A 22,273-nucleotide genomic window follows, 5' to 3' on the forward strand; every position below is an offset into this window, starting at 1 on the left:
CTCTCAACTGTCTGTCTGTCCTTGCGCAGCCCGCAACTTATCTTTCTTGCTAGGCCGCTTCCCCTTGATCCCACCAGTCCTCGCAGGATCAGCCGGATTCGGCGCCAGCACCTCCACAGGCTCAAACCCCACGACCTGCTCACGCGCTACCTTGATGCCCTGACGTTTCTCGATGAGGCGGAAATGCGCCTCGGTCGCCGCGCTCACAAAACTCACCGCCAAACCCGATTCACCAGCCCGCCCGGTGCGGCCTATGCGGTGGGTGTAGTCGGTGGCTGAGCGCGGCAGGTCGTAGTTCACGACTACGGGCATTTGCGCGATGTCGATGCCGCGGGCGGCGACGTCTGTGGCTACCACCACTTGCACGGCCTTGATCTTGAAGTCTTGCAGGACCTGGGTGCGTTTGCCCTGGCTGAGTTCGCCGTGGAAGGGTTCTGCTTCTATGTCTGCTTTGCGGAGTTTGTCGGCGACGATTTCGGCGGCGTGTTTGGTGGCGACGAAGACTAAAACCCGTGCCCATTTCTCGGTCTGCACCAGGTGGCGCAGCAACTGGGTGCGGCGGGGTGCGTCTACTTCGATGGCGCGTTGGGTGATGTCGGGGATGGCTTGCTCTACGGGTGCGACTTCTACGCGCAGCGGGTTGCGCAGCAGGCTTGAGGCCAGGGCTTCGATGGCGGGCGGGAAGGTGGCTGAGAAAAACAGGGTTTGGCGCTTGGTTGGCAGCAGGGCCAGGATGCGGTTGAGTTCTTCGCCAAAGCCGAGATCCAGCAGACGGTCGGCTTCGTCGAGGACCAGGGTGCCGGTGTGGGTCAGCGTCAAGGCGTTGTGGTCGATCAGGTCTAGCAGGCGGCCGGGTGTGGCGACGACGATGTCGGCGCCGCCGCGCAGGTTCATCATCTGCGGGTTGATGGAGACGCCGCCGAAGACGACTGCGACCTTCACGCGCTGTGGCAAATATTTCGCAAACCCAACAATCGCTTCACCGACCTGCGCGGCCAGCTCACGTGTGGGCACCAGGATGAGCGCGCGCACGGGCCGGTGCTGGCGTTCAGCAGACGCCGGCGCATTGACCAGCTTCTCCAGCAGCGGCAGCGAAAACGCCGCTGTCTTGCCGGAGCCCGTCTGCGCCGAGCCCAGCACGTCGCGCCCTTCCAGAATGGCGGGGATGGCGGCTGACTGGATGGCGGTGGGGGCGGTGTAGCCCTGTTCCTCCATGGCGCGCAAGAGTGCGGGCAGCAGTGCGGGCGAAAAGCCCAGTGAGGAAAATGGCATGGGGTTGGGTGTGGAAGAGGGTGTGAGAGAGGGCGGTTTGCGCGGCCGCTTGAAGCCGCAAGTTTAAGCTTCGGGCCTTTGGCAGCGCCATTCGAGGGCGCCGCACACGTCACGTCCCACGTCGCGTGATTCACCCTGCAAGCAGTTAGCTATCAAAAAAGGAGCTGCAGGCCCAGGTACCGCATGGGCTACAGGCCTTTTTCGCTTAAGAAATTCAGCGAGGCCTCATCGTGCGGGCCGGCCAGCCGGCGCCAGAAACACCAATGCGCACGCCGACGCCCCCAGCGCGCACAGCGCACAACCCAGCACCACCCAGCGAAACGCGTTGATCAGTACCTCAGGCGCCGCTGATTGCACCGGCCCCTGCAGGCCGGCGGCAAACACCACACCGAGAACCGCCACGGCCAGCAGGCCGGCCACGCGCGCGACCGCGTTGTTGATGCCCGAGGCAATGCCGGCGTGGGCGGTCGGCACCGCGTTCATCACGGTGGTGGTGAGCGGCGCGACGGCGATCGTCATGCCCAGGCCCAGCACCACCATGGCCGGGAAGAAGCCCACCCAGTACGACCAGCCCACACCAGGCAAGGCCAGCAGCGCAAAACCGGCAGCGGACACCGCCGGCCCGGCGATCAGCATGTTGCGCGCACCAAAGCGTTCGGTGATTTTGGCCGTGCTGGACGACAGGAAACCCAGCAGCAGCGAAAACGGCAGCAGCGTGGCGCCGGCGGCGGTGGCGGAATAGCTGAAGGCGCCTATCAAGACAAAGGGCAGAAAGAACAGCGCACCGCTGAGCGCAAAGTACAGCAGCAGCGTGAGCAGGTTGGTGCCCACAAAGTCGCGCGACTTAAAAAGGCCCAGCGGCATCATGGGCGCACGCGTGCGGGCCTGCGTGACCACAAACGCCACCAGCAGCGCCGCACCGAGTGCGATAAAGCCCAGCACGGCGCCCGCCTGCCAGCCGCGCTCAGGCGCCAGCGTCAGGCCGTAGGTGAGGGCGCCCAGCCCGCCGGCCACCAGCAGCACGCCCAGCCAGTCGAGCTGCTGCGGCGCGTCCGGGTCGCGGCTGTCGGGCACGGCGTAGAGCGCCAGCCACACCGTGGCCACTGCCATCGGCACATTCAAAAAGAAGATGGACCGCCACGACACCGCATCGACCAGCCAGCCGCCCAGCACCGGCCCGGCCGCGCCGGTGATGGCGGCCCAGGCGGCCCAGGTGCCAATCGCCTTGCCGCGCGCCTCGCCCTCAAACACATTGCCGATGATGGCGAGGCTGGCCGGCACCAGCAGCGCCGCGCCCACGCCTTGCAGCGCGCGTGCGGCAATCAGCGCCAGCGGGCCGGGCGCAAAACCGCAGGCTACCGATGCCGCCGTGAAGATCGCAATGCCGAGGATAAAAATGGTGCGGCGGCCAAAGCGGTCGCCCAGCGAGCCGCCCACCAGCACCAGCGAGCCCAGCGCCAGCAGGTAAGCATTGATGACCCACTGCATGGCCGCCAGCCCGTCGGCCGAGCCGCCCGTCAGGTCGCGCTGGATGGCGGGCAGGGCGATGTTGACCACCGAGCCGTCGATGAACGCCATGGAGGAGCCCAGCACCGTGGCCGCCAGCGCAAAACCGGGGTGCGGTGCGTTGCCGGTTTTCGGGTGCTGGGCGCGGATGATGCCTTCGTCGCAAGGGGCGTGCGGGTTGCCGGGCATGGGGGCTCCTGGTGTGCGGGTGGTATCTGCGGTGAATGGATGCTTGTTTGGTATTTGACAAATAGTCTAACAATGGATAATATTTCCAGATGACTTCAAGCCATGTCCAGGCAGCGCATTGCCCTCCATCCTGCCAGCTTCCCCGCCCCAGCGTGAATCTTCCCGGGAGCCGCCATGCGGGCTGATGCGCAACTGCTGCTGCTCGACAAACAGCAGGTCGAATCCATGCTCTTGCCGGCCGATGTGCTGGAGGCGGTGCGTGAGGCCTTTGTGCTGCACAGCCAGGGCGAGGGACGCGTGTTCCCGGTGGTGCGAGAGGCGCTGTCCACCGGCGGCGTGTTCGGCATCAAGTCGGGCAGTGTGCCGGCGCAGGGCGTGCTGGGCTTCAAGGCCGCAGGCTTTTGGCCGGGCAACCGTGAGCAGGGCGGCGAGCCGCACCAAGCCACCGTCATGCTGATGGACCCGGCCACCGGCCGGCCGCTGTGCGTCATCGACGGCAATGCCATCACCACCCAGCGCACGGGCGCGGCGGGCGGCCTGGGCTTGCAGCAACTGGCGCGGCCGGGCAGCACGCGGCTGTGCGTCTTTGGCGCGGGTGTGCAGGCGCAGGTGCAGCTCAGCTTTGCGCTCAGGTTGATGCCATCGCTGCGCGAGGTGCGCTATGTCACGCATGACGGCAAGCCCAATGCGGCGTTTGAAGCGCGTTTTGCCGGGCAGTGCCGGCTGGCGCATGCGCTTGACGGCAACGCCGCCGTGGCAGACAGTGATGTCGTGATCACCGCCACCCCGGGCGCAGGCCCCTTGTTTGATGTTGCGGCCGTGCAACCCGGCACGCACCTGAACTGCGTGGGCGCAGATACCAAAGACAAGCGCGAATTGCCTGAAGGCCTGCTGGCGCGGGCCCGGCTGTTTGTGGACGACCTCACGCAGGCGCGGCAGATTGGTGAAACGCAATGGGCGCCTGAAACACCTGCCGTTGAACTGGGAGACCTGCTCACCGGCAAGGCCCAGGCGAATCGCCAGCCGGCCGACATCACCGTGTTTGACATGACGGGCCTGGCGCTGCAAGACCTGACCGTCGCGCGCTTTTTGTACACGCGTGCCCTGACGGCCGGCACGGGCCACCGCATGGCCTGGCCCTGGTGAAATTGTTTCAATCGGAGAACCCTCTTGTCTGCCATCCCTGAATCCCTCACAAGCCTCGAAACGCCCGCTGCGCTGATCGACCTGCCGCGCATGCAGCGCAACATCACCCGCATGCAGGCGCGCATGAACGCGCTGGGCGTGCGCTTTCGCCCGCATGTCAAAACCAGCAAGTGCACGCCGGTGGCGCAGGCCCAGCGGGCTGCGGGTGCGCAGGGCATCACGGTGTCGACGCTGAAAGAAGCCGCGCAGTTTTATGCCGATGGTTTTGGCGACATCCTTTATGCCGTCGGCATGGTGGCGACCAAGCTGCCGCAGGCGCTGGCCCTGCGCCGCCAGGGTTGCGATTTAAAAATCATCACCGACAGCGTGGCCTCGGCCGAGGCCATCGCCGCCTTTGGCCGCCAGCACGGCGAGGCCTTCGAGGTCTGGATCGAAATCGACAGCGACGGCCACCGCTCGGGCATCAAGCCCGGTGAGGCCGCCTTGCTGGAGGTGGCGCGCACCCTGCACCAAGGCGGCATGCAACTGGGCGGCGTGATGACGCACGCCGGATCGAGCTACGACCTCAACTCACCCGAAGCGCTGGCGGCCATGGCCGAGCAGGAGCGCGCCGCCTGCGTGCTGGCCGCCGAACGCGTGCGCGCGGCGGGTTTTCCGTGCGCGGTGGTCAGCGTGGGCTCCACGCCCACGGCGCTGTCGGCCGCGCAGCTTGACGGCGTGACGGAAGTTCGCGCCGGCGTGTATGTTTTCTTTGACCTGGTGATGCACAACATCGGTGTGTGCGAGACCTCGGACATCGCGCTGAGCGTGCTCACCACAGTGATCGGCCACCAGGCGGAAAAAGGCTGGGCGATTGTGGATGCCGGCTGGATGGCCATGAGCCGCGACCGCGGCACGCAAAAGCAGCGGCACGACTTCGGCTACGGCCAGGTCTGCAGCACCGATTGCGAAGTGTTGCCCGGCTACGTGCTCAGCGGCGCCAACCAGGAGCACGGCATCCTGTCGCGCGAAGGCGAGGCCGATACGGACATCGCTACGCGCTTTCCCATCGGCACGCAACTGCGCATCCTGCCCAACCACGCCTGCGCCACCGGCGCGCAGTACCCGGCGTACCACGCGCTGACGGAAGACGGCGAGCTGGCGACCTGGAGCCGGTTGCACGGCTGGTAGATTCCCGGTCGCCTGTTTGCTATTAAAAACATAGCTGAAAGCCAAGACTCCGCCTTGGCTGTGGCTATTATTTCCTTAAACTTTCTGCGATGCCGGATCCGGCAGCGCCCTACCGGCACATGCTGAAGCCGCCGGTCTCCAGGTGAAAGTGGTCGCTGTGCACGGCGTTGTAGTCCGGGCCCAGCACGCCCTTGAAGTACTTGCAGGCGCCGCTGTGGGCGTCTCTCAGCAGCAGCGCTTCGGCACTGGGCGGCGTTGCGGCTTCTTCCTTTGGCCAGTCGCGCAGCACCGTGATGCGTTTGCCGCTGGCCAGCGTGAAGGCGGCAATGTCCAGCGCATTGGCCGTGGCATGGCGGCTGCGTGAGCGGGCCGGCGCATTGGGCGGCGCGCCTTCGCCGCCGTTGATGTTGCGGCAGGCATAACTGCCGAGGTGGTCGATGCCCGCCACAGGCTGGCCCATGTGTAATTGCGCGGCGGGCTGCAAGGCATGCCTTTCCCACATATAGAAGGACAGCGCCATCGGGCAGCTGAGCGACAGCGGCGCGCCGATGCGGACCGCCGCCGTGCGCAGCCGCACCGCATTGCTGAAGCCGCAGCCGTCGCCGGTGACCCGGTCGGGCAGGGTGTCGTACTGCATGCCGGTGCTGGCCAGCGCGGCCAGGCAGCGCGCCGGGTCGCTGCGGGCGCGTGAGAGTTTGTAGCCGGTCAGCAGGTTGGGCTGCGCCGTCACGTCCAGCGGCGCCCAGGGATTGAGGTGGCCGGGTATCTCAAGGACGCCGTTGTAGATGCCCCAGGCGCCGGCGCCCAGCGCACCCCAGATCAGCAATGCCAGCCAGCGGCCCCAGCGAAAGCGCCGGGCGGGCGGTGAGGAAGACGTATCAGTGGAGGGGTCGGGAGCCGGCATGGTCCTTTATAACGCGGGCCCAGCCTGCGGGTGTGCTACTTTCCCGTTCATCCTCAATTCATCGTCTAATGACACAAGCGTCAACTGACCGGAGCTTTCTGATGGCCGACGACCCGACCCGTAACCCAATTTCCGCACCGCCAACCCCGCCCACGCCAGACACCAGCCGCCGGCACCAGATGTTCCCGGTGCTCACCGCGGCGGAGATTGCGCGCATCCAGCGCTTCGGCACGGTGCTGCAGTTCAAAAAAGGCGACAGGCTGTTTGCCGCCGGTGAGCCCGGCCCCGGCATGTTTGTCATCCTCAAGGGCTCGGTCACCATCACCCAGCGCGACGGCCTGGGCCATGTGGTGCCCATCGTCACCCAGGGGCCGGGTGAGTTTCTGGCGGAGGTCGGGCAGCTCTCAGGCGCACCCGCGCTGGTAGACGGCCATGCCGAAGAGGACGTCGACACCTTGTTGGTGCCGCCCGGCCAGCTGCGCGCCCTGATCATTGCCGAAGCCGACCTGGGCGAGCGCCTGGTGCGTGCGCTGATTTTGCGGCGCGTGGCGCTGATCGAAGCCGGCGCCAGCGGCCCGGTGCTGATCGGCCAGCCGCAGTCGGCCGGCGTGATCCGCCTGCAAAGTTTCCTCAACCGCAACGGTGAGCCCAACCACGTCATCGACATCGCCCATGACGCCGGTGCCGCCGCGCTGGCCGAGCAATACGGCGCTGCGGCGACTGACGTGCTGGCCGTCTGCCCCGACGGCTCAGTGCTGCTCAACCCGAGTGAAGACCAGTTGGCGCGCTGCATGGGCATGGTCGACACCGCAGAGCACCCCGAGCTGTTTGACGTGATCGTCGTCGGCGCCGGGCCCGCCGGCCTGGCCACGGCGGTGTATGCGGCCTCCGAAGGTCTGCAGGTGCTGGTGCTGGATTGCCGGGCCTACGGCGGGCAGGCCGGCGCCAGCGCACGCATTGAAAACTACCTGGGCTTTCCCACCGGTATCTCCGGCCAGGCGCTGGCCGGCCGCGCATTTGTGCAGGCGCAAAAGTTCGGTGTCGAGATGCTGATCCCCGCGCAAGCCCAGTCGCTGGATTGCGCACACAAGGCGATCAAGGGCGAGCTGCATTTGAAGCTGACCGACGGCCGCAACCTGCGCGCCAAAACCGTGGTGGTGGCCAGCGGCGCGCGTTACCGCCGGCCCGAGGTGCCGCGGCTGGAGGAGTTCGAAGGCCGCGGCGTCTGGTATTGGGCTTCGGCGCTGGAGGCCAAGATGTGCAGCCAGACCGAAGTCGTGCTGGTGGGCGGTGGCAATTCAGCCGGCCAGGCGGCCGTGTTTTTGTCGCAGCACGCGGCCAAGGTCAACATGCTGGTGCGCGGCCCCAGCCTTGCGGCCAGCATGTCGCGCTACCTCATTGACCGCATTGAAGCGGCGCCCAACATCGAGCTGCGCCCGAACACCGAGGTCGTGCAACTGCACGGCGACGGCGACGCGGGCCTTTCGGCTGTGACTTGGCGGCACCGCAAAAACGGCAGCGAACAGGAAGCCGCCGTGCGCAATGTGTTCCTGTTTGTCGGCGCCGACCCGGAAACCAGCTGGCTCACCAGCTGCGGCGTCGCGATTGATGCGCACGGCTTTGTCATGACAGGCGAGTCCGTCACCTGCAAACACTCCGACTACAAACCCGCCCCGCTGGAGACCAACATCCCCGGCCTGTTTGCCATCGGCGATGTGCGCAGCGGTTCTGTCAAGCGCGTGGGCGGCGCGATAGGCGAGGGCGCTGCTGCGGTGGCGATGATTCACCAACACCTGGCGGCGATGGAACGTGCAGCGGCTGCTGCCTGATTGACGTTTTCTGGAGTTCTCTATGCGTATCAAACCCTGTACCCATGTCCCCGCCGAGATTCATGGCCCGAATTCAAGAGGCTGCGAAGAGTGCCTGAAGATGGGGGATACCTGGATGCACTTGCGGCTCTGCGTGCACTGCGGCCATATCGGCTGCTGCGACGACTCGAAAAACAAACACGCCAGCAAACACCATGCGGCAACAGGCCATGCGGTGATCCAGTCGTTTGAGCCGGGTGAGAGTTGGATGTGGTGCTACGAGCACAAGCTGCAGGTGGGTTAGCCCCAACGTAGTTCATTGAAGTGCTGCTACAACCCCGTTCGGGCTGAGCTTGTCGAAGCCTGTTTGCGCTCTCGCGACCCTTCGCCCCTTCGACAAGCTCAGGACAGGCCAAGCTCAGGGCGAACGGTTGTGCGGGCAGTATTTGGGTTAGCCCGCGCCGTCCGGCTTTTGCGTGGTCTTGGTGAATTCGGTCGAAGCCACCATCACCGGGCTGGATTTGGGGCTGCGCTGCCAATGCTCATCGGCTGCTTTTTGAACAGCCGCCTTGTCGTAAGCGCCTTTCGACAGATCAGCCCACACATGCTCGTAGGCCCGGCACCACGCGTCGTGGGCTTCATTGATCTTCTCTTCGGAGAGCTCCGGCGCTGGTTCTGGCTCGGGGGTGGGGTCGGGTGTCATAAGGTCATCCTAGCCAGCCCGCTGCAGTGAGTCCACGCCGGCAGTCGTTTTGCGGTGTCGGCTTACAAGCGGATGGAACTCACGGGTTTTGGTAGACCTTGTCGCTGTGCGGCGCCGCCACAAACTCCGGCAACTGCTCAGCCCGCGCCGAGAACTCCCGCAAGGCCGGGTAATCCGCCGCATTCACCACCTCGGGAATCATCGCCTGCGTGAAGTGCCACACGATGCCGACGGTGACGCCGTCCTGGCCCATGGTGTCACTGGTCATGGCCAGTGGCTTGCGTTGCAGCTCTGACTCCAGTTCGCCATAGGCCGCCAGCAGCTGGGTGGTCACGCGTGAGACCCAGGGCTGGTGCAGTTTTTCAGCAGGGCGCAGCATGCGTTCATACACAATCTGCACACTTTTTTCACAGGCGGCCAGGGCCAGACCGATGACGCGCAGGGCCTGCTGGCGCTCGGCAATCGTGGCCGGCATCAGGCTTCTGTGGGCCGGGGCCTGGGCGGCCAGCGCCTCGGCGTAGTCGATGATGAGCGTGGAATCCATCAGCACGGTGCCGTCGTCGCAGACAAGGCTGGGGGCCTTGACCACCGGGTTGATGCTGCGGAATTTCTCGAACGTGCTGAACACCGAGACCGACTGGTGTTCAAAGCGCAGGCCGAGCAATTGCAGCGAGATGGCTACGCGGCGGACGTAGGGCGAGTCGAGCATTCCGATGAGTTGCATGGGGGTTCCTTTTGCGGGGCTTGGCGGGTAGCTGTGACATCGTATCAAGGGTGTTGTTCTTGTTTTTTACTGGGCTTTTGTTGAGGACGGCTGGCCGGGGGTTGCCCGGCGGCAACTCACTTTCTTTTGCTTCGCCAAAAGAAAGTAAGCAAAGAAAAGGCGACCCTGGCTCCTGCGTCCCTTCGCTTCGCTACGGGCAACCTGCGGTGCTCAGCCCAGCCGGGGTCAAAAACAACTCGCTTCGCTCAAACAAGTTTTTGCCCTGATCCGTCTGGTCTTCCGCTCCTCGGCGCATCCACAAGGGGCAATCGGGAGCGGGGACCAAAGACAAATACCAATACCAATACCAACAAGGACTGGCCGTGGCAAGTCTTTGTTTCTTCAGGTATTCGGTATTGGTATTCCTGTCTCCACCCCCCTTCTGGATGCGCCGAGGAGCGGAGATTCAGGCGGATCAGGGATCGCGTTGTTTGAGCCGCAGGCGAGTTTAGCGAGACCCCGCCTGAATCGAGCACCGCAGGTTGCCCGTAGTGAAGCGGAGGGACGCAGCCAGCAGGGTCGCCTTTCTTTTGCTTACTTTTGGTGTTTGCGTAACTTCGCTACGCGAAGTGAGCAAACCCCGCGCGCATAGCGCGCCTTTGGCGAGCAAAGAAAACCCGCTTTGCGGTTTCGGTAAAAGTGAGTTGCCGCCAGGCAACCCCCGGCCAGCCGTCCTCATTAACGATAACGCCGTAAAAATCAACAACGGCCTAAATCAAGCGCTTGATCGCCCGCTTGCGCCACACGAGGCGGTAATACGCCGTCTGCAAACCCAGCATCGCCACAAAGGTCACCGGGTAGGCCATCCAGATCCCGTTGATGCCGATGCGGTGGCTCATGAACCAGGCCACGGGAACCTCGATCAAGGCGATGCAGAAAATCGAAATACCCATGGGCACCCAGACCGTGCCGCTGGCGCGCATCACGCCCGACACCACCCCCTGCATGCCGAAGACCACGCTGCTCCACAGCATGATGTGCAGCAGGGTTTGCGACAGCTCGATCACCGGCTCGCTGGTGATGAAAAAGCCCATCAGGTGGCGCGAGAAAAGATAGCCCAGCAACACCAGCACGCCGGTCAGCGCCAGGTTCATCTGCAGGCCGGTGCGCGTGATGGCGCCCAGCTTGTCGGTGCGGCCCGCGCCAATGGCCTGCGCGCCGAGGACGGAGGCGGTGATGGCGATCGAAATCGCCGGGAACTGCACATAGGCCACGACCTGGTTCACCGCGCCGTACGCCGCCGTGGCGCTGGAGCCGTAGCCGTTGACCAGCGAGAGCAGCGCGATCTCGGCCAGCGAGATGACGATGAGCTGCACACCGGTGGGTATGCCGACTTTCAGCACGGTCTTGAGGATGGCCGGGTTCACGCGCAGGTGCCGCCTGAACTCGGCGTCAGGCGCCAGCGGGCTCTTGATGCGGTGCAGGCGCCAGGCCAGCCAGCCGGCCGCGACGATGAAGGACACGATGGTGGCAATGGCGCTGCTGGCCACACCGAGTTGGGGCAAGCCGCCCCAGCCGAGGATGAGCGCAGGCGTCACCACGAGGCCGCAGGCTGTTGAAATGCAGAGCGTGTAGAGCGGCGTCACGGTGTCGCCCACACCGCGCAGCATGGACGTGGACAGCAGGAAGACGAAGAGCGCGGGCATCGCCATCAGCATGATGCGGGCATACAGCGTGGCGTCGGCCAGGATGTCGGGCGGCGTGCCCAGCGCCTTGAGAAGCGGCGCGGTGAAGGCGCCGCCGAAGATCGCCACCAACAGGCCAAAGCCCGCGCCTACCGCCAGCGTGGTGCCGGCAACGGCCTTGACCTTGCTCGTATCGCGAGCCCCCCAGGCCTGGCCGATCAGCACCGACGCGCCTGCGCCCAGCCCGATGGTGAAGGCAATGAAGAAAAACATGATGGGGAAAAAACTGGTCACGGCCGCCAGCGCGCCCACGCCAATCATCTGCCCGATGTAGATGTTGTTGATGGTGCCCGAGAGCGACTGCAGGATGTTGGCCAGCAGCATCGGGCCGAGGAAGGCCGCGAAGGTCTTCCACATCGGCACGCTGTCGCTCAGGGCTTTGGGCGCGATCGGTTTCATTCGGCGCTCCAGCTGGCGGCGGCAAGTTTGGCCAGTTGGATGCGCACATCTTCAGGCCAGGGCGCGACCAGGTTGTCGAACCGGGCTTTGTCGCCGGCAAACAGCGCACGCGTGGCTTCTTCAAAGCCGGCAAAATCGCCCGCCATTTCGCTCATGAAGCGGTAGGCGTTCTCGCGCGAGGCGCGCACGCTGACACGGCCTTCGCTCGCCTTGCGGGATTCGTCGACCAAACGGCGCAAGGTGACGGAGGCGCCGCCCGGCTGGCTGCCCAGCCATTCCCAGTGGCGCGGTAGCAGGGTGACTTCACGCGCGACCACGCCGAGTTTGGGGCGGCCCACCGGGCGCGGTGCAGCCGCTTCTTCGGCCGGGGCGGGTGAGGCGGGTGAGGGCGCCGGCTCCGCTTCGGGGCGCAGGTCCAGGTCGATGCGCTCGCCGGTGGTGTCGTTGAAAACGCGGATCAGCGTTTCTTCGGTGGTGAACAACTTGCGCAGCGCGTGCACGACCTGCGTGCGGTCGCCGGCGGCGACTTGCCGGAAGCCTGCAAAGGCAACCAGGCGCGGAGAACTGTCGGGTGATGAAAGAGATGACATGGAGAGGGACTCGTGAAAGGCTTTAAAAGGCTGTTAAAAGGCTCAACAGGAAGGCAAAACGGAAGCAAAAGTGGATTAATTAAATCCGGGTGAATTAATTCTATAACACCCGGATATAAATTGTCCAGAAGAATTTTAGCCGGGTTAAATTGCACGGTATTCTTGTTCTATATCCGAAATCAATCTAATTACCTTATTTAATATTCTTTTGAGTTTGAGGTTTAAGCCTTTACATTCCCTACCTGTTCAAAAAGAGCCGGCACTTTCCACAAGAAAGAAGGGCGGCAGAAAAAAAGGTCAGCGGATTTTCATGATCGAGCTCAAGGGTATTTTTCAAACCTACAAGGGTCCCACGGGCCCGGTCCAGGCGCTCCGGGGTGTGGACCTTCATATCCAGCCGGGCGAGGTCTACGGCATCATCGGCCGCAGCGGCGCAGGCAAAAGCTCGCTGGTGCGCGTCATCAACCTGCTGAACCGGCCCACCGAAGGCCAGGTGCTGGTGGGCGGGCGTGAGCTGACTTCGCTGAACGGCGACGCCCTGCGTGTGGCGCGCCGCGACATCGGCATCATCTTCCAGCACTTCAATTTGCTGTCGTCCCGCACGGTGTACGGCAACGTAGCCTTGCCGCTTGAGATCGCCGGCTTGTCCGCGGACGAGATCAAGGCCCGCGTGGGCCCGCTGCTGGAGCTGGTCGGCCTGAGCGCCCTGGCTGACCGCTACCCGGCGCAGATCAGCGGCGGGCAAAAGCAGCGCGTCGGCATTGCGCGCGCCCTGGCCAACCGGCCCAAGGTGCTGCTGTCGGATGAGGCCACTTCGGCGCTGGACCCGGAAACCACACGCTCCATCCTCGGCCTGCTGCGGCAGATCAACAAGGAATTTGGCCTGACCATCGTGCTGATCACGCACCAGATGCAGGTCATCAAGCAGGTGGCCGACCGCGTGGCGGTGATTGACGCAGGGCGCATCGTTGAAAGCGGGCCGGTGATCGATGTCTTCACCCGCCCGCAGCATGAAACCACCCGCAGCCTGATCGCTGAGATCGTGCCGCAAGACTTGCCCGACAGCGTGCTGGCGCGCATCCGCACGCTGATGAGCGCAGAGCACGCCGAAGAAGGGCAGTTGCTGCGCCTGGCGTTTGCGGGTGACGAATCGGATCGGCCGCTGCTGTCGGACGTGATTCGCCGCTTCGGCATTGACCTTTCCATCGTGCACGGCCAGGTGGACGAAATCCAGGGCAAGCCCTTCGGCTCGCTCGCGGTGTTTGCGCGCGGCGCGCGTGAGCAGCTCAACGCAGCCGTGGCGCACCTGCGCGGCGCGGGTGTGCATGTCGACCAGGTCGGCGCGGATTTGCCTGGAGGCGGTGCGCCGCGCCGGGCCGCCCCAAGCAAGCACAGCCCCCTCGGGGGGCAGCGCATTACACAAAGTGAAAAGCGTGGGGGCTCGTTAATTCATGTTCAGTAATTTCTCGCAAGCATTGCTCGAGCTCTTTGTCAGCTCGCTGTGGGAGACCATCGTCATGGTCGGCATCTCGGGCCTGGTGGGCGCGCTCATCGGCATCCCGCTGGGCGTGTTTTTGCGCCTGACGGACCAAGGCGGCGTGCTGCAGAACGCGGCCACGAATCGCGTAGTGGGCGGCATTGTGAATGCGGTGCGCTCCACGCCTTTCATCATTTTGCTGGTGGCCATCATTCCGTTGACGCGTTTTCTCACGGGCTCGTCCATCGGCACGGCGGCGGCGGTGGTACCGCTCACGATTGCGGCGGCGCCCTTTATTGCGCGGCTGGTGGAAACGTCCTTGCGTGAAGTCGACCACGGGTTGATCGAAGCCGCTTTGGCCATGGGCGCGACCACGCGGCAGATCGTACTCAAGGTCTTGCTGCCCGAAGCGCTGCCCGGCATCGTTGCCGGCCTGACCATCACTTTTGTGAGCCTCACCGGTTACTCCGCCATGGCTGGCGCGATCGGCGGCGGCGGCCTGGGCGACCTGGGCATCCGCTACGGCTACCAGCGCTTTTTGCCGGAGGTCATGCTGGCCGTGGTGCTGGTGCTGATCCTGTTTGTGCAGGCGGTGCAAAGCCTGGGCGACTGGGCTGTGCGCAGGCTGAGCCACAAGTGAGGCCGCCCATGAACACCCTGCAGATTTGGCAGATCGGCACGCGATGTTGAGCTTGCTATTGTTTTGATAGCTGCTTACCCATATAGCCATTGGGCTAGAGCCTTATTTTCCTTAAATTTCTTTCTGCGACCGCAAGGCCGCATTCACTTTATCCTCTTCTTCACAAGGCAACACCATGAACAAACGCACTCTTATCAAGTCCGCCGCCGCGCTCGCGCTGGCCGTATCGCTGCCGGCCGCCGTGCTCGCGCAAGACAAGCCGCTGAAGATCGGCGTCACCGCCGGCCCGCACGCCCAGATTTTTGAGCAGGTCAAAAAGATCGCCGAAAAAGACGGCCTCAAAATCCAGATCGTGGAGTTCAGCGACTACATCCAGCCCAACGCCGCGCTTGCCGCCGGCGACCTGGACGGCAACAGTTACCAGCACAAGCCTTTCCTCGACCAGCAGGTCAAAGACCGCGGCTACAAGATCGTCAACGTCGGCTACACCGTCAACTTCCCGATCGGCCTCTATTCCAAAAAGGTCAAGAGCCTGGCCGAGCTGAAAGAAGGCGCGCGCTTCGGCATCCCGAACGACCCGACCAACGGCGGCCGCGTGCTGCTGGTGCTGCAGGACAAGGGCCTGATCAAGCTCAAGCCCGAGGCAGGCCTCAAGGCCACGCCGCTGGACGTGATCGAGAACCCCAAGAAGCTCAAGTTTGTGGAGCTCGACGCCGCCCAGCTGCCGCGCTCGCTGGACGACCTGGACGCCTCGGCCGTCAACACCAACTACGCGCTGTCCGCCGGCCTGAACCCCAAGGACGCCATCGCCCAGGAAGCGGCCAAGTCGCCGTACGTCAACCTGCTGGCCGTGCGTGAGCAAGACAAAGACAAGCCATGGGTGGCCAAGCTGGTGAAGGCCTACCACTCGGAAGAAATCCGCAAGTACGTGCAGGCCGAGTTCAAGGGCGCGGTGCTGGCCGGGTTCTAGTCCTGGCTTGTAAAAAGCCGGCGCAGGTAAGGGGCGGTACGGCTGTCAGCAGCCTTGCAGACATCGGCGGGCGGCCCTTGTGCCACGATGCGCCCGCCTTCCTCGCCGGCCCCTGGCCCCACGTCGATGATCCAGTCGGCTGCGGCCACCACGCGCAACTCGTGCTCCACCACGATCACGGTGTTTCCGGCGTCGACCAGGCCCTGCAGCTGCGCCATCAGTTTGTCGACATCGGCGGGGTGCAGGCCGGTGGTGGGTTCGTCCAGTACATAGAGCGCGTCGCCGCGCTGGGCGCGTTGAAGTTCAGTCGCCAGCTTGATGCGCTGGGCTTCGCCGCCTGAGAGTTCTGTGGCGGGCTGGCCCAGCCGCAGGTAACCCAGGCCGATGTCGCGCAGCAAGGCCAGCGGCTTGAGCACGGCGGACTCATCGGCAAAAAACACGCAGGCTTCTTCAACCGTCATCTGCAGCACTTCGGCGATGTTCTTGCCCTCCCACGTCACCTTCAGTGTCTGCTCGTTGTAGCGAGCGCCATGGCAGGTGGGGCAGGGCGCGTACACGCTGGGCATGAAGAGCATCTCCACGCTGACGAAGCCTTCGCCTTCGCAGGTGTCGCAGCGGCCCTTGGCCACGTTGAAGGAGAAGCGGCCTGCGTCATAACGTTTTGCGCGGGCGGCTTTGGAGGCCGCGAACAGTTTACGCACGTGGTCAAAGAGGCCGGTGTAGGTCGCCAGGTTGGAGCGTGGTGTGCGGCCAATGGGTTTTTGGTCGACCCGCACCAGCCGGCGAATGCCTTCCATGCCGGTGTGCAGGTGCCCGCGCGTGATGGCGGCGACGCTGGGCCCTGGTTCGTCGCTGTCGTCCTCCGCGTTTTCGGGCTCGTGGCCCAGGTGTCCGCCCACCAGCTCGACCAGCGCCTGGCTGACCAGGCTGGATTTGCCTGATCCCGACACCCCCGTGACTGCCGTCAGCACGCCCAGCGGGAAGCGTGCGTCCAGTCCGTGCAGGTTGTTGCGGGTGATGCCGCGCAGCTCGAGCCATCCTTTGGGCGATCGCGGCGTGCGGGCCTGCGCCGACGCATCCGCAAACAGGTAACGCGCAGTCTGCGAGTCCGAATGGCCTTTCAGCCCTTGCGGTGGCCCGCTGTAGAGAATGTGCCCGCCATGTTCGCCGGCCAAGGGGCCCACATCCACCAGCCAGTCGGCTCGCCGCATCATGTCCAGGTCATGCTCGACCACAAACAGGGAGTTGCCGGAGCCCTTGAGCTGGTCCAGCGCGATCAGCAGCGCTTCGCTGTCGGCGGGGTGCAACCCGGCCGAAGGCTCGTCGAGCACATAGACCACGCCGAAGAGGTTGGAGCGAATCTGCGTGGCCAGCCGCAGGCGCTGTAGCTCACCGGGGGAAAGGGTTGGTGTGCTGCGGTCCAGCGACAGGTATCCCAGACCCAGCTCGCGCAGGGTGCTGACGCGGGTCAAAAGGTCTTGGGCAATGCGTTGGGCGGCAATGCGTTTTTCTTCTGACAGATTGGGTGTGCGCCGCACGTCGCTGGAGGCTGCGTGCGCCGAACCGCCCGAAGCCACGCGGCGGGCGGTGTCTTTTTGGGAGGCCTCACGGCTCAAGCTGGCCTGGGCTGACTTGGCCTTGGCCTCTGCCTGGTCAAAACGCCCGTCCGCCGCAGCCTGCAACACATCGGCCAGGCGATTGAGCGGCATCTGTGAGAAGGCGCCGATGTCCATGCCGGCGAAAGTGACCGACAGCGATTCGCGCTTGAGGCGTTTGCCCTCGCAGACGGGGCACAGGCTGCCGGCCATGAAACGCGAGACACGCCTTTTCATGAGTGCACTTTGTGTGGTGGCAAAGGTGTGCAACACATATTTGCGTGCCCCGGTAAAGGTGCCCTGGTAGGCTGGCTCGGTCTTTCGGCGCAGCGCGGTTCTGGTTTCGGCCGGCGTGAAACCGGGGTACACCGGCACGGTGGGTTGTTCCTCGGTGAAGAGTATCCAGTTGCGGTCTTTTTTGGGCAGGTCGCGCCAGGGGGTGTCGACGTCGTAGCCCAGGGTGACGAGGATGTCGCGCAGGTTTTGCCCATGCCAGGCGGGCGGCCAGGCGGCGACAGCCCTTTCGCGGATGGTGAGCGTATCGTCAGGCACCATCAGTTTTTCCGTCACCTCAAACACATGGCCGAGGCCGTGGCAATGCGGGCAGGCGCCTTGCGGTGTATTGGGTGAAAAGTCTTCGGCATACAGCATGGGCTGGCGCGGCGGGTAGTTGCCGGCACGCGAATACAGCATGCGCACAAAGCTCGACAAGGTGGTGACGCTTCCAACGGAAGATCGGGCGCTGGGTGTACCGCGCTGCTGCTGCAGGGCCACCGCAGGGGGCAAACCTTCGATGGAGTCGACATCCGGCACGCCGACCTGGTCGATCAGGCGGCGGGCGTAGGGGGCGACCGATTCGAAGTAGCGCCGCTGTGCTTCTGCATAGAGCGTGCCGAAGGCCAGCGAGGACTTGCCCGAGCCCGAGACGCCGGAGAACACCACCAGCGCGTCGCGCGGGATATCGACGTCGATGTCTTTCAGGTTGTGCTCGCGCGCGCCACGCACGCGAACGAATGCGTCGCGCGTAGTGCCTGCCGCGCCGGCAGCAGCAGCGTTTATGACGTCTTGGGGAGGTTTGCGATGCACGTGGCGGCCTGGCTTGGGGTTTATTGAAGGCGCCGGAACAGGTCTCCAGGTCACGCCGCAACCAGTATTCGTGCGGGGCAAGCAGCGCTGTCGTCGGCCCGGGGCCTGGGCCGCTGTAGGCCGAAGTGACTTTCATGCTGCCATCGGTCAGTGCGGTGGGACAACGGGCCGCATACCCCCGGTCTCACAAGGTGTTTCACTTGCGCGCGGGCCGGACGCAGCAGCACTTTGCATAATGGTTCGAGGGCTGCAGGCCGATCCGCTTTCGCTGCCCGTGATGATTCATCCCCATTTCCAGGAGAACCCATGGCCCAATACAACATCGCCGTCATCGTCGGCAGCATCCGCAAGGACTCGTTCAACAAAAAGCTCGCCCTGGCGCTTGAAAAGCTGTTCCCCGCGGACTTCAGCTTTACCCATGTGCGCATTGACGACCTGCCGCCCTACAACCAGGACGACGATGCCAACCCGTCGGCCGAGGTGAAGCGGCTCAAGGGCGAAATCCTGGCAGCGCAGGGCCTGCTGTTTGCCACGCCTGAATACAACCGCTCGATTCCCGGCGTGCTGAAAAACGCCATCGACCATGCCTCGCGCCCTTATGGCCAAAGCGCCTGGAACGGCAAGCCCGCCGGCGTGATCGGCGCATCGGTCGGCCCCATCGGCACGGCGCTGTCGCAGCAGCACCTGCGCAACATCCTGGCCTACCTCAACGCGCCCACGCTGGGCCAGCCTGAAGCCTTTATCCACAACAAGGAAGGCCTGTACGACGCCGACGGCAATATCGGCGAGGCCAGCCGCAAGTTCTTGCAGGGCTGGGTCGATGCCTATGTGGACTGGGTCAAGAAGCACGCCTGAGTACGTCGGACTTGGGCCGCACCCTTTCGCCGGTTATTTGGCCCACGCTACGCGGTCGCTATTGACCGTTGGGTTGCAATCATCCGCAACTTGCGTACAATTTGAACGGGGAAAGCCGTCTTCGTAGAACTACCCGCCTTCTCCCGCTACCGGGCCGGCTATTTGGATGACGAGGGCTTTCGTGGCCTGCAAGAGGCCATGATGAGGAACCCCGAAGCCGGCGACGCGATCGAAGGTACGGGCGGTCTGCGCAAGTTGCGGCATGGTGATCCGCGTCGAGGCAAGGGCAAACGCGGCGGCTTGCGGGTGATTTATTACTGGTGGGATGGCGGCTCGCAATTCTGGTTGTTTACGTTGTACGACAAGGACGAAATGGCCGACCTGAACGCCGGCGAGAAGAAGGCGCTCAAAGGAATGTTGAAAATGGAACTGGAGGCGAAGCGATGAAAAAGCGGAACCTGTTTGCAGAAATTACCGAGGGCTTTGACGCCCTGTCGAACGCACGGGCCGGCAAGCAGACGCTGCGCACGCATGAAGTGGAAATAAACCCTGCGCCAGACGTGACCGCTGACGAACTGCTGGCTTTGCGCGAAAGCCTGCACCTGTCGCGTCCGGTGTTTGCCCGCTATTTGCGAACAAACCCGCGTACGCTGGAGAACTGGGAGCAAGGGCGGGCCAAACCCAACGCCCAGGCCGCCTTGCTGATTCGCCTGGTCGAGAAATTCCCGGACACGGTGGACCGGCTGGCCGCAGTGTGAGATCCAGAATGCTGCAGCTCAGCGGAAACGCGAGGGCGACAGCTACCTGATAAGGTCCATCCATAAAAAAGCCCGCAGTTGCGGGCTTTTTGCTGTGCGCACGATGGCGCCGGGATCAGGCGGCGAGGGCGGCCTTGGCCTGGTTGGCGGACGGCTGTGTGTGCGTCACGATTTCGATTTCTGCAGCAGCCAGCGCGGCCGCCTTGGCAGCTTCGCCCATGGCCAGGCCTTCGGCGCGCACAAAGCGCACGTCGGTGATGCCGAAGAAACCGAACACCACTTTCAGGTAGCTTTCTTGATGCTCCATCGCGGTAGCAGCTTCGCTGGTCGAATACACACCGCCGCGGGCGGAGGCCACGATCACCGTCTTGCCGCCGGCCAGGCCGACGGGGCCTTTGTCGGTGTACTTGAAGGTGCGGCCGACTTGCGCGATGCGGTCGATCCAGGCCTTGAGCTGGCTGGGGATGGCGAAGTTGTACAGCGGTGCGCCCACCACGATGACATCGGAGGCCAGGAATTGCGACACCAGGGCTTCAGACACGGCGTTTTCGCGCTTTTGCGCGTCGCTCAGGGTGGCCTCGGCCGGCATGCGGAAACCCAGCGATTCGGCCGACAGGTGGCTGGGCGTGTTGACGGCCAGGTCCAGGTAGCTGACTTCGGTGCCGGGGTTGGCGGTGCGCCAGGAAGCCACGATCTGGGCGGTGAGCTGGCGGGACACCGAGTTGCCGCCAAGAATGCTGGAGTCGACGTGAAGAAGCTTGGTCATGATGGAAATCCTTGAAAGTTACGTTAAGAGGGTTTGTGAATCAGGTTCTTAGGCCGTGTTCACCATGAATCGCAGCCATGGATAGATTGTGCGGATGAGGCGAGTGTTTGATAAGTCAGTGAAAATGTGACTTATCGTTCTATTGGTGGGACAATAAAGGCCTGAAAATCCTGTTTTGCGTCGTAGAAAGGAAGCCGCGCCATGCAAGACCTCAATGACATGCTGTATTTCGCCGAAGTGGTGGAGCGGGGCGGTTTTGCCGCCGCCGGGCGGGCGCTGGGCCTGCCCAAGTCGCGCCTCTCGCGCCGCGTGGCCGAGCTGGAGACGCGCCTGGGGGTGCGCCTTTTGCAGCGCACCACACGCAAGCTCTCGCTGACGGAAGTCGGCGAAATCTATTTGCGCCACTGCAACGCCATGCGCGACGAGGCCCTGGCGGCGTCTGAAGCGGTCGCGCAAATGCAGGTCGAGCCGCGCGGCACGTTGCGCATCACCTGCCCCGTCACGATGGCGCAAGGCGCGGTGGGCTACCTGGTGCCGCGTTACATGGCGCTCTACCCGCAGGTGCGCATCGACATGCGCGTGACCAACCGCGTGATCGACCTGGTGGAAGAGGGCATCGACATCGCGCTGCGCGTGCGGCCCACTCTGGACGAAAGCGGCAGCCTGGTCATCAAAAACCTGGGCTCCAGCACCGGCCAGCTGCTCGCCAGCCCGGCTTTGCTCAAGCGCCAGGGCACGCCCGAAAAACCCGAAGACCTGCACAAGCTCGACACCGTGGCCATGTCGTGGGCAGACGGGCGCACCTCATGGACGCTGATCGGCCCGGAAGGCAAAGAGTTTGTGCTGCAGCACCAGCCGCGCTATGTGGCCGACGACCTGCAAACCCTGAAGCTGGCCGTGCTGGCCGGCACCGGCATGAGTTTTCTGCCCGAGTCCATGAGTGCGGCCGAGCAGCAGGCGCAGCTGCTGGTGCCTGTGTTGCCGGGTTGGGCCATACGGCCCGGCTTGGCCCATGCGGTGTTTACCTCCCGGCGCGGGCAGGTGCCGGCGGTGCGGAGCTTTCTGGATTTTCTGGGCGAGCGGATGCGGGGCGAGATGCTGGTTTAAGCATTTTTGGCCTCCAGCCCTTGCTGTACCTTGGCAGACCGCTACCGAATTGATAGCAACTACCCTGTTTCTGCGGCGTGTGCAGCCTGGCGCAGGCCACGAGTCAAATTTTTGTTATGCACAAATTCAAATAAATTAAGAGCGATATATTCTTTTGAGTTTTAACGCTAGCTCCCCACAATGCTTTGAACCAGCAATTTAAGGAGCAGCACATGGCCACCCTCAGACTCGGCGACACCGCCCCCGACTTCACCCAGGACTCCACCGCCGGCAAGATTTCTTTCCACGAATGGGCCGGTGATTCATGGGTTGTGCTCTTTTCGCATCCCGCAGACTTCACGCCCGTTTGCACCACCGAACTCGGCAAAACCGCCGCTTTGGGCGGTGAATTCGCCAAGCGCAACGTCAAGCCCATCGCCATCAGCGTGGACGCGCTTGAATCCCACGGCAAATGGGTCAACGACATCAACGAGACGCAGAACACCACGGTGAACTTCCCCATCCTGGCCGATGCCGACCGCAAGGTCGCCAACCTGTACGACATGATTCACCCGAATGCCCTGAGCACCGGCCCCACGGCCACCGTGCGCAGCGTGTTCATCATCGACCCGAAGAAGGCGATCCGCACCACCTTCACCTACCCGGCCAGCACCGGCCGCAATTTCGACGAGATCCTGCGCGTCATCGACTCGCTGCAGCTGACCGACGGCTACAAGGTGGCCACGCCGGTGAACTGGAAAGACGGCGACGACGTGATCATCGTGCCCAGCCTGCAGGACCCGGCCGAGCTGGCCCAGCGTTTCCCCAAAGGTTTCAAGGCCGTCAAGCCTTACCTGCGCATCACACCGCAGCCTAATAAATAAGCCACAGCGGACTCAAGCAAA

Annotated in this window: 21 protein-coding genes; 12 read left to right on the top strand and 9 right to left on the bottom strand. The window is 63.9% G+C overall.

Annotated elements, in window-relative coordinates; translation table 11 throughout:
* Positions 1-3: 3 nt before the first annotated feature.
* Both DT070_RS16040 and DT070_RS16045 read right to left on the bottom strand, forming a co-directional pair.
* Positions 4-1,272, bottom strand: a complete 1,269-nt coding sequence (locus DT070_RS16040) for a DEAD/DEAH box helicase (protein ID WP_122956296.1) — start codon at positions 1,270-1,272, stop codon at positions 4-6.
* A gap of 225 nt (positions 1,273-1,497) precedes the next feature.
* Positions 1,498-2,967, bottom strand: a complete 1,470-nt coding sequence (locus DT070_RS16045; RefSeq protein ID WP_122956297.1) for an MFS transporter — start codon at positions 2,965-2,967, stop codon at positions 1,498-1,500.
* A gap of 174 nt (positions 2,968-3,141) precedes the next feature.
* Here DT070_RS16045 and DT070_RS16050 point away from each other — a divergent pair, with 174 nt between their 5' ends.
* Together DT070_RS16050 and DT070_RS16055 are read left to right on the top strand one after the other, a co-directional pair.
* Positions 3,142-4,113, top strand: coding sequence for an ornithine cyclodeaminase family protein (locus tag DT070_RS16050; protein ID WP_122956298.1), 972 nt, complete (start codon positions 3,142-3,144; stop codon positions 4,111-4,113).
* 24 nt (positions 4,114-4,137) lie between these two features.
* Positions 4,138-5,283: a DSD1 family PLP-dependent enzyme gene (locus DT070_RS16055; RefSeq protein ID WP_369973882.1), complete on the top strand. Its 1,146-nt coding sequence runs from the start codon at positions 4,138-4,140 to the stop codon at positions 5,281-5,283.
* A 109-nt stretch (positions 5,284-5,392) separates the two neighbouring features.
* Here the strand turns inward: DT070_RS16055 and DT070_RS16060 are convergent, their stop codons facing one another.
* The gene (locus DT070_RS16060; protein ID WP_122956299.1) at positions 5,393-6,187 is read right to left on the bottom strand and encodes an extensin family protein; all 795 of its coding nucleotides are present in this window, start codon (positions 6,185-6,187) and stop codon (positions 5,393-5,395) included.
* 101 nt (positions 6,188-6,288) lie between these two features.
* On the opposite strand from DT070_RS16060, the gene DT070_RS16065 reads away from it, so the two are divergent.
* Both DT070_RS16065 and DT070_RS16070 read left to right on the top strand, forming a co-directional pair.
* Positions 6,289-8,016, top strand: coding sequence for an FAD-dependent oxidoreductase (locus DT070_RS16065; protein WP_122956300.1), 1,728 nt, complete (start codon positions 6,289-6,291; stop codon positions 8,014-8,016).
* 22 nt (positions 8,017-8,038) lie between these two features.
* A complete protein-coding gene (locus DT070_RS16070) occupies positions 8,039-8,299 on the top strand; it encodes a UBP-type zinc finger domain-containing protein (RefSeq protein WP_122956301.1) in 261 nt (86 codons plus the stop codon).
* Between the two features lie 147 nt (positions 8,300-8,446).
* Here the strand turns inward: DT070_RS16070 and DT070_RS16075 are convergent, their stop codons facing one another.
* From DT070_RS16075 to DT070_RS16095, 4 genes are all read right to left on the bottom strand, one after another.
* Positions 8,447-8,698, bottom strand: a complete 252-nt coding sequence (locus DT070_RS16075; protein WP_122956302.1) for a hypothetical protein — start codon at positions 8,696-8,698, stop codon at positions 8,447-8,449.
* Between the two features lie 79 nt (positions 8,699-8,777).
* Entirely contained in the window at positions 8,778-9,422 is a 645-nt protein-coding gene (locus DT070_RS16080) for a glutathione S-transferase (protein ID WP_122956303.1), read from the bottom strand.
* 749 nt (positions 9,423-10,171) lie between these two features.
* On the bottom strand, positions 10,172-11,545 hold the full coding sequence (locus DT070_RS16090; RefSeq protein ID WP_122956305.1) for an MATE family efflux transporter: 1,374 nt from the start codon (positions 11,543-11,545) through the stop codon (positions 10,172-10,174).
* On the bottom strand, positions 11,542-12,135 hold the full coding sequence (locus DT070_RS16095; protein ID WP_122956306.1) for a DUF2239 family protein: 594 nt from the start codon (positions 12,133-12,135) through the stop codon (positions 11,542-11,544). Before DT070_RS16095 ends, DT070_RS16090 begins: the two co-directional genes overlap by 4 nt.
* A 310-nt stretch (positions 12,136-12,445) precedes the next feature.
* Between DT070_RS16095 and DT070_RS16100 the strand changes: the two genes are divergently transcribed.
* The 3 genes from DT070_RS16100 to DT070_RS16110 all read left to right on the top strand — a co-directional run bounded on the left by DT070_RS16100 (position 12,446) and on the right by DT070_RS16110 (position 15,222).
* Positions 12,446-13,597 (top strand): methionine ABC transporter ATP-binding protein, encoded by a 1,152-nt coding sequence (locus DT070_RS16100; RefSeq protein ID WP_304608916.1) that lies wholly within the window; start codon positions 12,446-12,448, stop codon positions 13,595-13,597.
* The gene (locus tag DT070_RS16105; RefSeq protein ID WP_122956307.1) at positions 13,587-14,252 is read left to right on the top strand and encodes a methionine ABC transporter permease; all 666 of its coding nucleotides are present in this window, start codon (positions 13,587-13,589) and stop codon (positions 14,250-14,252) included. Before DT070_RS16100 ends, DT070_RS16105 begins: the two co-directional genes overlap by 11 nt.
* Before the next feature lie 175 nt (positions 14,253-14,427).
* Positions 14,428-15,222 carry a MetQ/NlpA family ABC transporter substrate-binding protein gene (locus tag DT070_RS16110; RefSeq protein ID WP_122956308.1) on the top strand — a complete coding sequence of 265 codons (795 nt, stop codon included), beginning with the start codon at positions 14,428-14,430 and terminating at the stop codon, positions 15,220-15,222.
* Here the strand turns inward: DT070_RS16110 and DT070_RS16115 are convergent.
* Complete coding sequence (locus DT070_RS16115; RefSeq protein ID WP_194965995.1) at positions 15,219-17,876, bottom strand: excinuclease ABC subunit UvrA; 2,658 nt, start codon at positions 17,874-17,876, stop codon at positions 15,219-15,221. The two genes, DT070_RS16110 and DT070_RS16115, sit on opposite strands and share 4 nt — an antisense overlap.
* Before the next feature lie 333 nt (positions 17,877-18,209).
* Here DT070_RS16115 and DT070_RS16120 point away from each other — a divergent pair, with 333 nt between their 5' ends.
* The 3 genes from DT070_RS16120 to DT070_RS16130 all read left to right on the top strand — a co-directional run bounded on the left by DT070_RS16120 (position 18,210) and on the right by DT070_RS16130 (position 19,516).
* Entirely contained in the window at positions 18,210-18,758 is a 549-nt protein-coding gene (locus tag DT070_RS16120; protein WP_122956310.1) for an NADPH-dependent FMN reductase, read from the top strand.
* Between the two features lie 201 nt (positions 18,759-18,959).
* Positions 18,960-19,205, top strand: a complete 246-nt coding sequence (locus tag DT070_RS16125; RefSeq protein WP_228778479.1) for a type II toxin-antitoxin system RelE/ParE family toxin — start codon at positions 18,960-18,962, stop codon at positions 19,203-19,205.
* Entirely contained in the window at positions 19,202-19,516 is a 315-nt protein-coding gene (locus DT070_RS16130) for a DNA-binding transcriptional regulator (RefSeq protein WP_122956312.1), read from the top strand. The genes DT070_RS16125 and DT070_RS16130 overlap by 4 nt, the downstream gene beginning before the upstream one ends.
* Before the next feature lie 115 nt (positions 19,517-19,631).
* On the opposite strand, the gene DT070_RS16135 is transcribed toward DT070_RS16130, so the two are convergent.
* Positions 19,632-20,282, bottom strand: coding sequence for an FMN-dependent NADH-azoreductase (locus tag DT070_RS16135; RefSeq protein WP_122956313.1), 651 nt, complete (start codon positions 20,280-20,282; stop codon positions 19,632-19,634).
* A gap of 201 nt (positions 20,283-20,483) precedes the next feature.
* Between DT070_RS16135 and DT070_RS16140 the strand changes: the two genes are divergently transcribed.
* Positions 20,484-21,389, top strand: coding sequence for a LysR substrate-binding domain-containing protein (locus tag DT070_RS16140; protein WP_122956314.1), 906 nt, complete (start codon positions 20,484-20,486; stop codon positions 21,387-21,389).
* Between the two features lie 212 nt (positions 21,390-21,601).
* Positions 21,602-22,252, top strand: coding sequence for a peroxiredoxin (locus DT070_RS16145; RefSeq protein ID WP_122956315.1), 651 nt, complete (start codon positions 21,602-21,604; stop codon positions 22,250-22,252).
* Positions 22,253-22,273 lie beyond the last annotated feature (21 nt).

This window comes from Polaromonas sp. SP1 (assembly GCF_003711205.1).
GTDB lineage: Bacteria > Pseudomonadota > Gammaproteobacteria > Burkholderiales > Burkholderiaceae_C > Polaromonas.

What these genes read in the sequence shown, in the direction of transcription:
- DT070_RS16060 (WP_122956299.1), bottom strand. Translation starts at nt 6,187, where the DNA reads ATGCCGGCTCCCGACCCCTCCACTGATACGTCTTCCTCACCGCCCGCC.
- DT070_RS16145 (WP_122956315.1), top strand. Translation starts at nt 21,602, where the DNA reads ATGGCCACCCTCAGACTCGGCGACACCGCCCCCGACTTCACCCAGGAC.
- DT070_RS16080 (WP_122956303.1), bottom strand. Translation starts at nt 9,422, where the DNA reads ATGCAACTCATCGGAATGCTCGACTCGCCCTACGTCCGCCGCGTAGCC.
- DT070_RS16110 (WP_122956308.1), top strand. Translation starts at nt 14,428, where the DNA reads ATGAACAAACGCACTCTTATCAAGTCCGCCGCCGCGCTCGCGCTGGCC.
- DT070_RS16050 (WP_122956298.1), top strand. Translation starts at nt 3,142, where the DNA reads ATGCGGGCTGATGCGCAACTGCTGCTGCTCGACAAACAGCAGGTCGAA.
- DT070_RS16105 (WP_122956307.1), top strand. Translation starts at nt 13,587, where the DNA reads ATGTTCAGTAATTTCTCGCAAGCATTGCTCGAGCTCTTTGTCAGCTCG.
- DT070_RS16045 (WP_122956297.1), bottom strand. Translation starts at nt 2,967, where the DNA reads ATGCCCGGCAACCCGCACGCCCCTTGCGACGAAGGCATCATCCGCGCC.
- DT070_RS16140 (WP_122956314.1), top strand. Translation starts at nt 20,484, where the DNA reads ATGCAAGACCTCAATGACATGCTGTATTTCGCCGAAGTGGTGGAGCGG.
- DT070_RS16090 (WP_122956305.1), bottom strand. Translation starts at nt 11,545, where the DNA reads ATGAAACCGATCGCGCCCAAAGCCCTGAGCGACAGCGTGCCGATGTGG.
- DT070_RS16130 (WP_122956312.1), top strand. Translation starts at nt 19,202, where the DNA reads ATGAAAAAGCGGAACCTGTTTGCAGAAATTACCGAGGGCTTTGACGCC.
- DT070_RS16120 (WP_122956310.1), top strand. Translation starts at nt 18,210, where the DNA reads ATGGCCCAATACAACATCGCCGTCATCGTCGGCAGCATCCGCAAGGAC.
- DT070_RS16070 (WP_122956301.1), top strand. Translation starts at nt 8,039, where the DNA reads ATGCGTATCAAACCCTGTACCCATGTCCCCGCCGAGATTCATGGCCCG.
- DT070_RS16125 (WP_228778479.1), top strand. Translation starts at nt 18,960, where the DNA reads ATGAGGAACCCCGAAGCCGGCGACGCGATCGAAGGTACGGGCGGTCTG.
- DT070_RS16075 (WP_122956302.1), bottom strand. Translation starts at nt 8,698, where the DNA reads ATGACACCCGACCCCACCCCCGAGCCAGAACCAGCGCCGGAGCTCTCC.
- DT070_RS16065 (WP_122956300.1), top strand. Translation starts at nt 6,289, where the DNA reads ATGGCCGACGACCCGACCCGTAACCCAATTTCCGCACCGCCAACCCCG.
- DT070_RS16095 (WP_122956306.1), bottom strand. Translation starts at nt 12,135, where the DNA reads ATGTCATCTCTTTCATCACCCGACAGTTCTCCGCGCCTGGTTGCCTTT.
- DT070_RS16135 (WP_122956313.1), bottom strand. Translation starts at nt 20,282, where the DNA reads ATGACCAAGCTTCTTCACGTCGACTCCAGCATTCTTGGCGGCAACTCG.
- DT070_RS16100 (WP_304608916.1), top strand. Translation starts at nt 12,446, where the DNA reads ATGATCGAGCTCAAGGGTATTTTTCAAACCTACAAGGGTCCCACGGGC.
- DT070_RS16040 (WP_122956296.1), bottom strand. Translation starts at nt 1,272, where the DNA reads ATGCCATTTTCCTCACTGGGCTTTTCGCCCGCACTGCTGCCCGCACTC.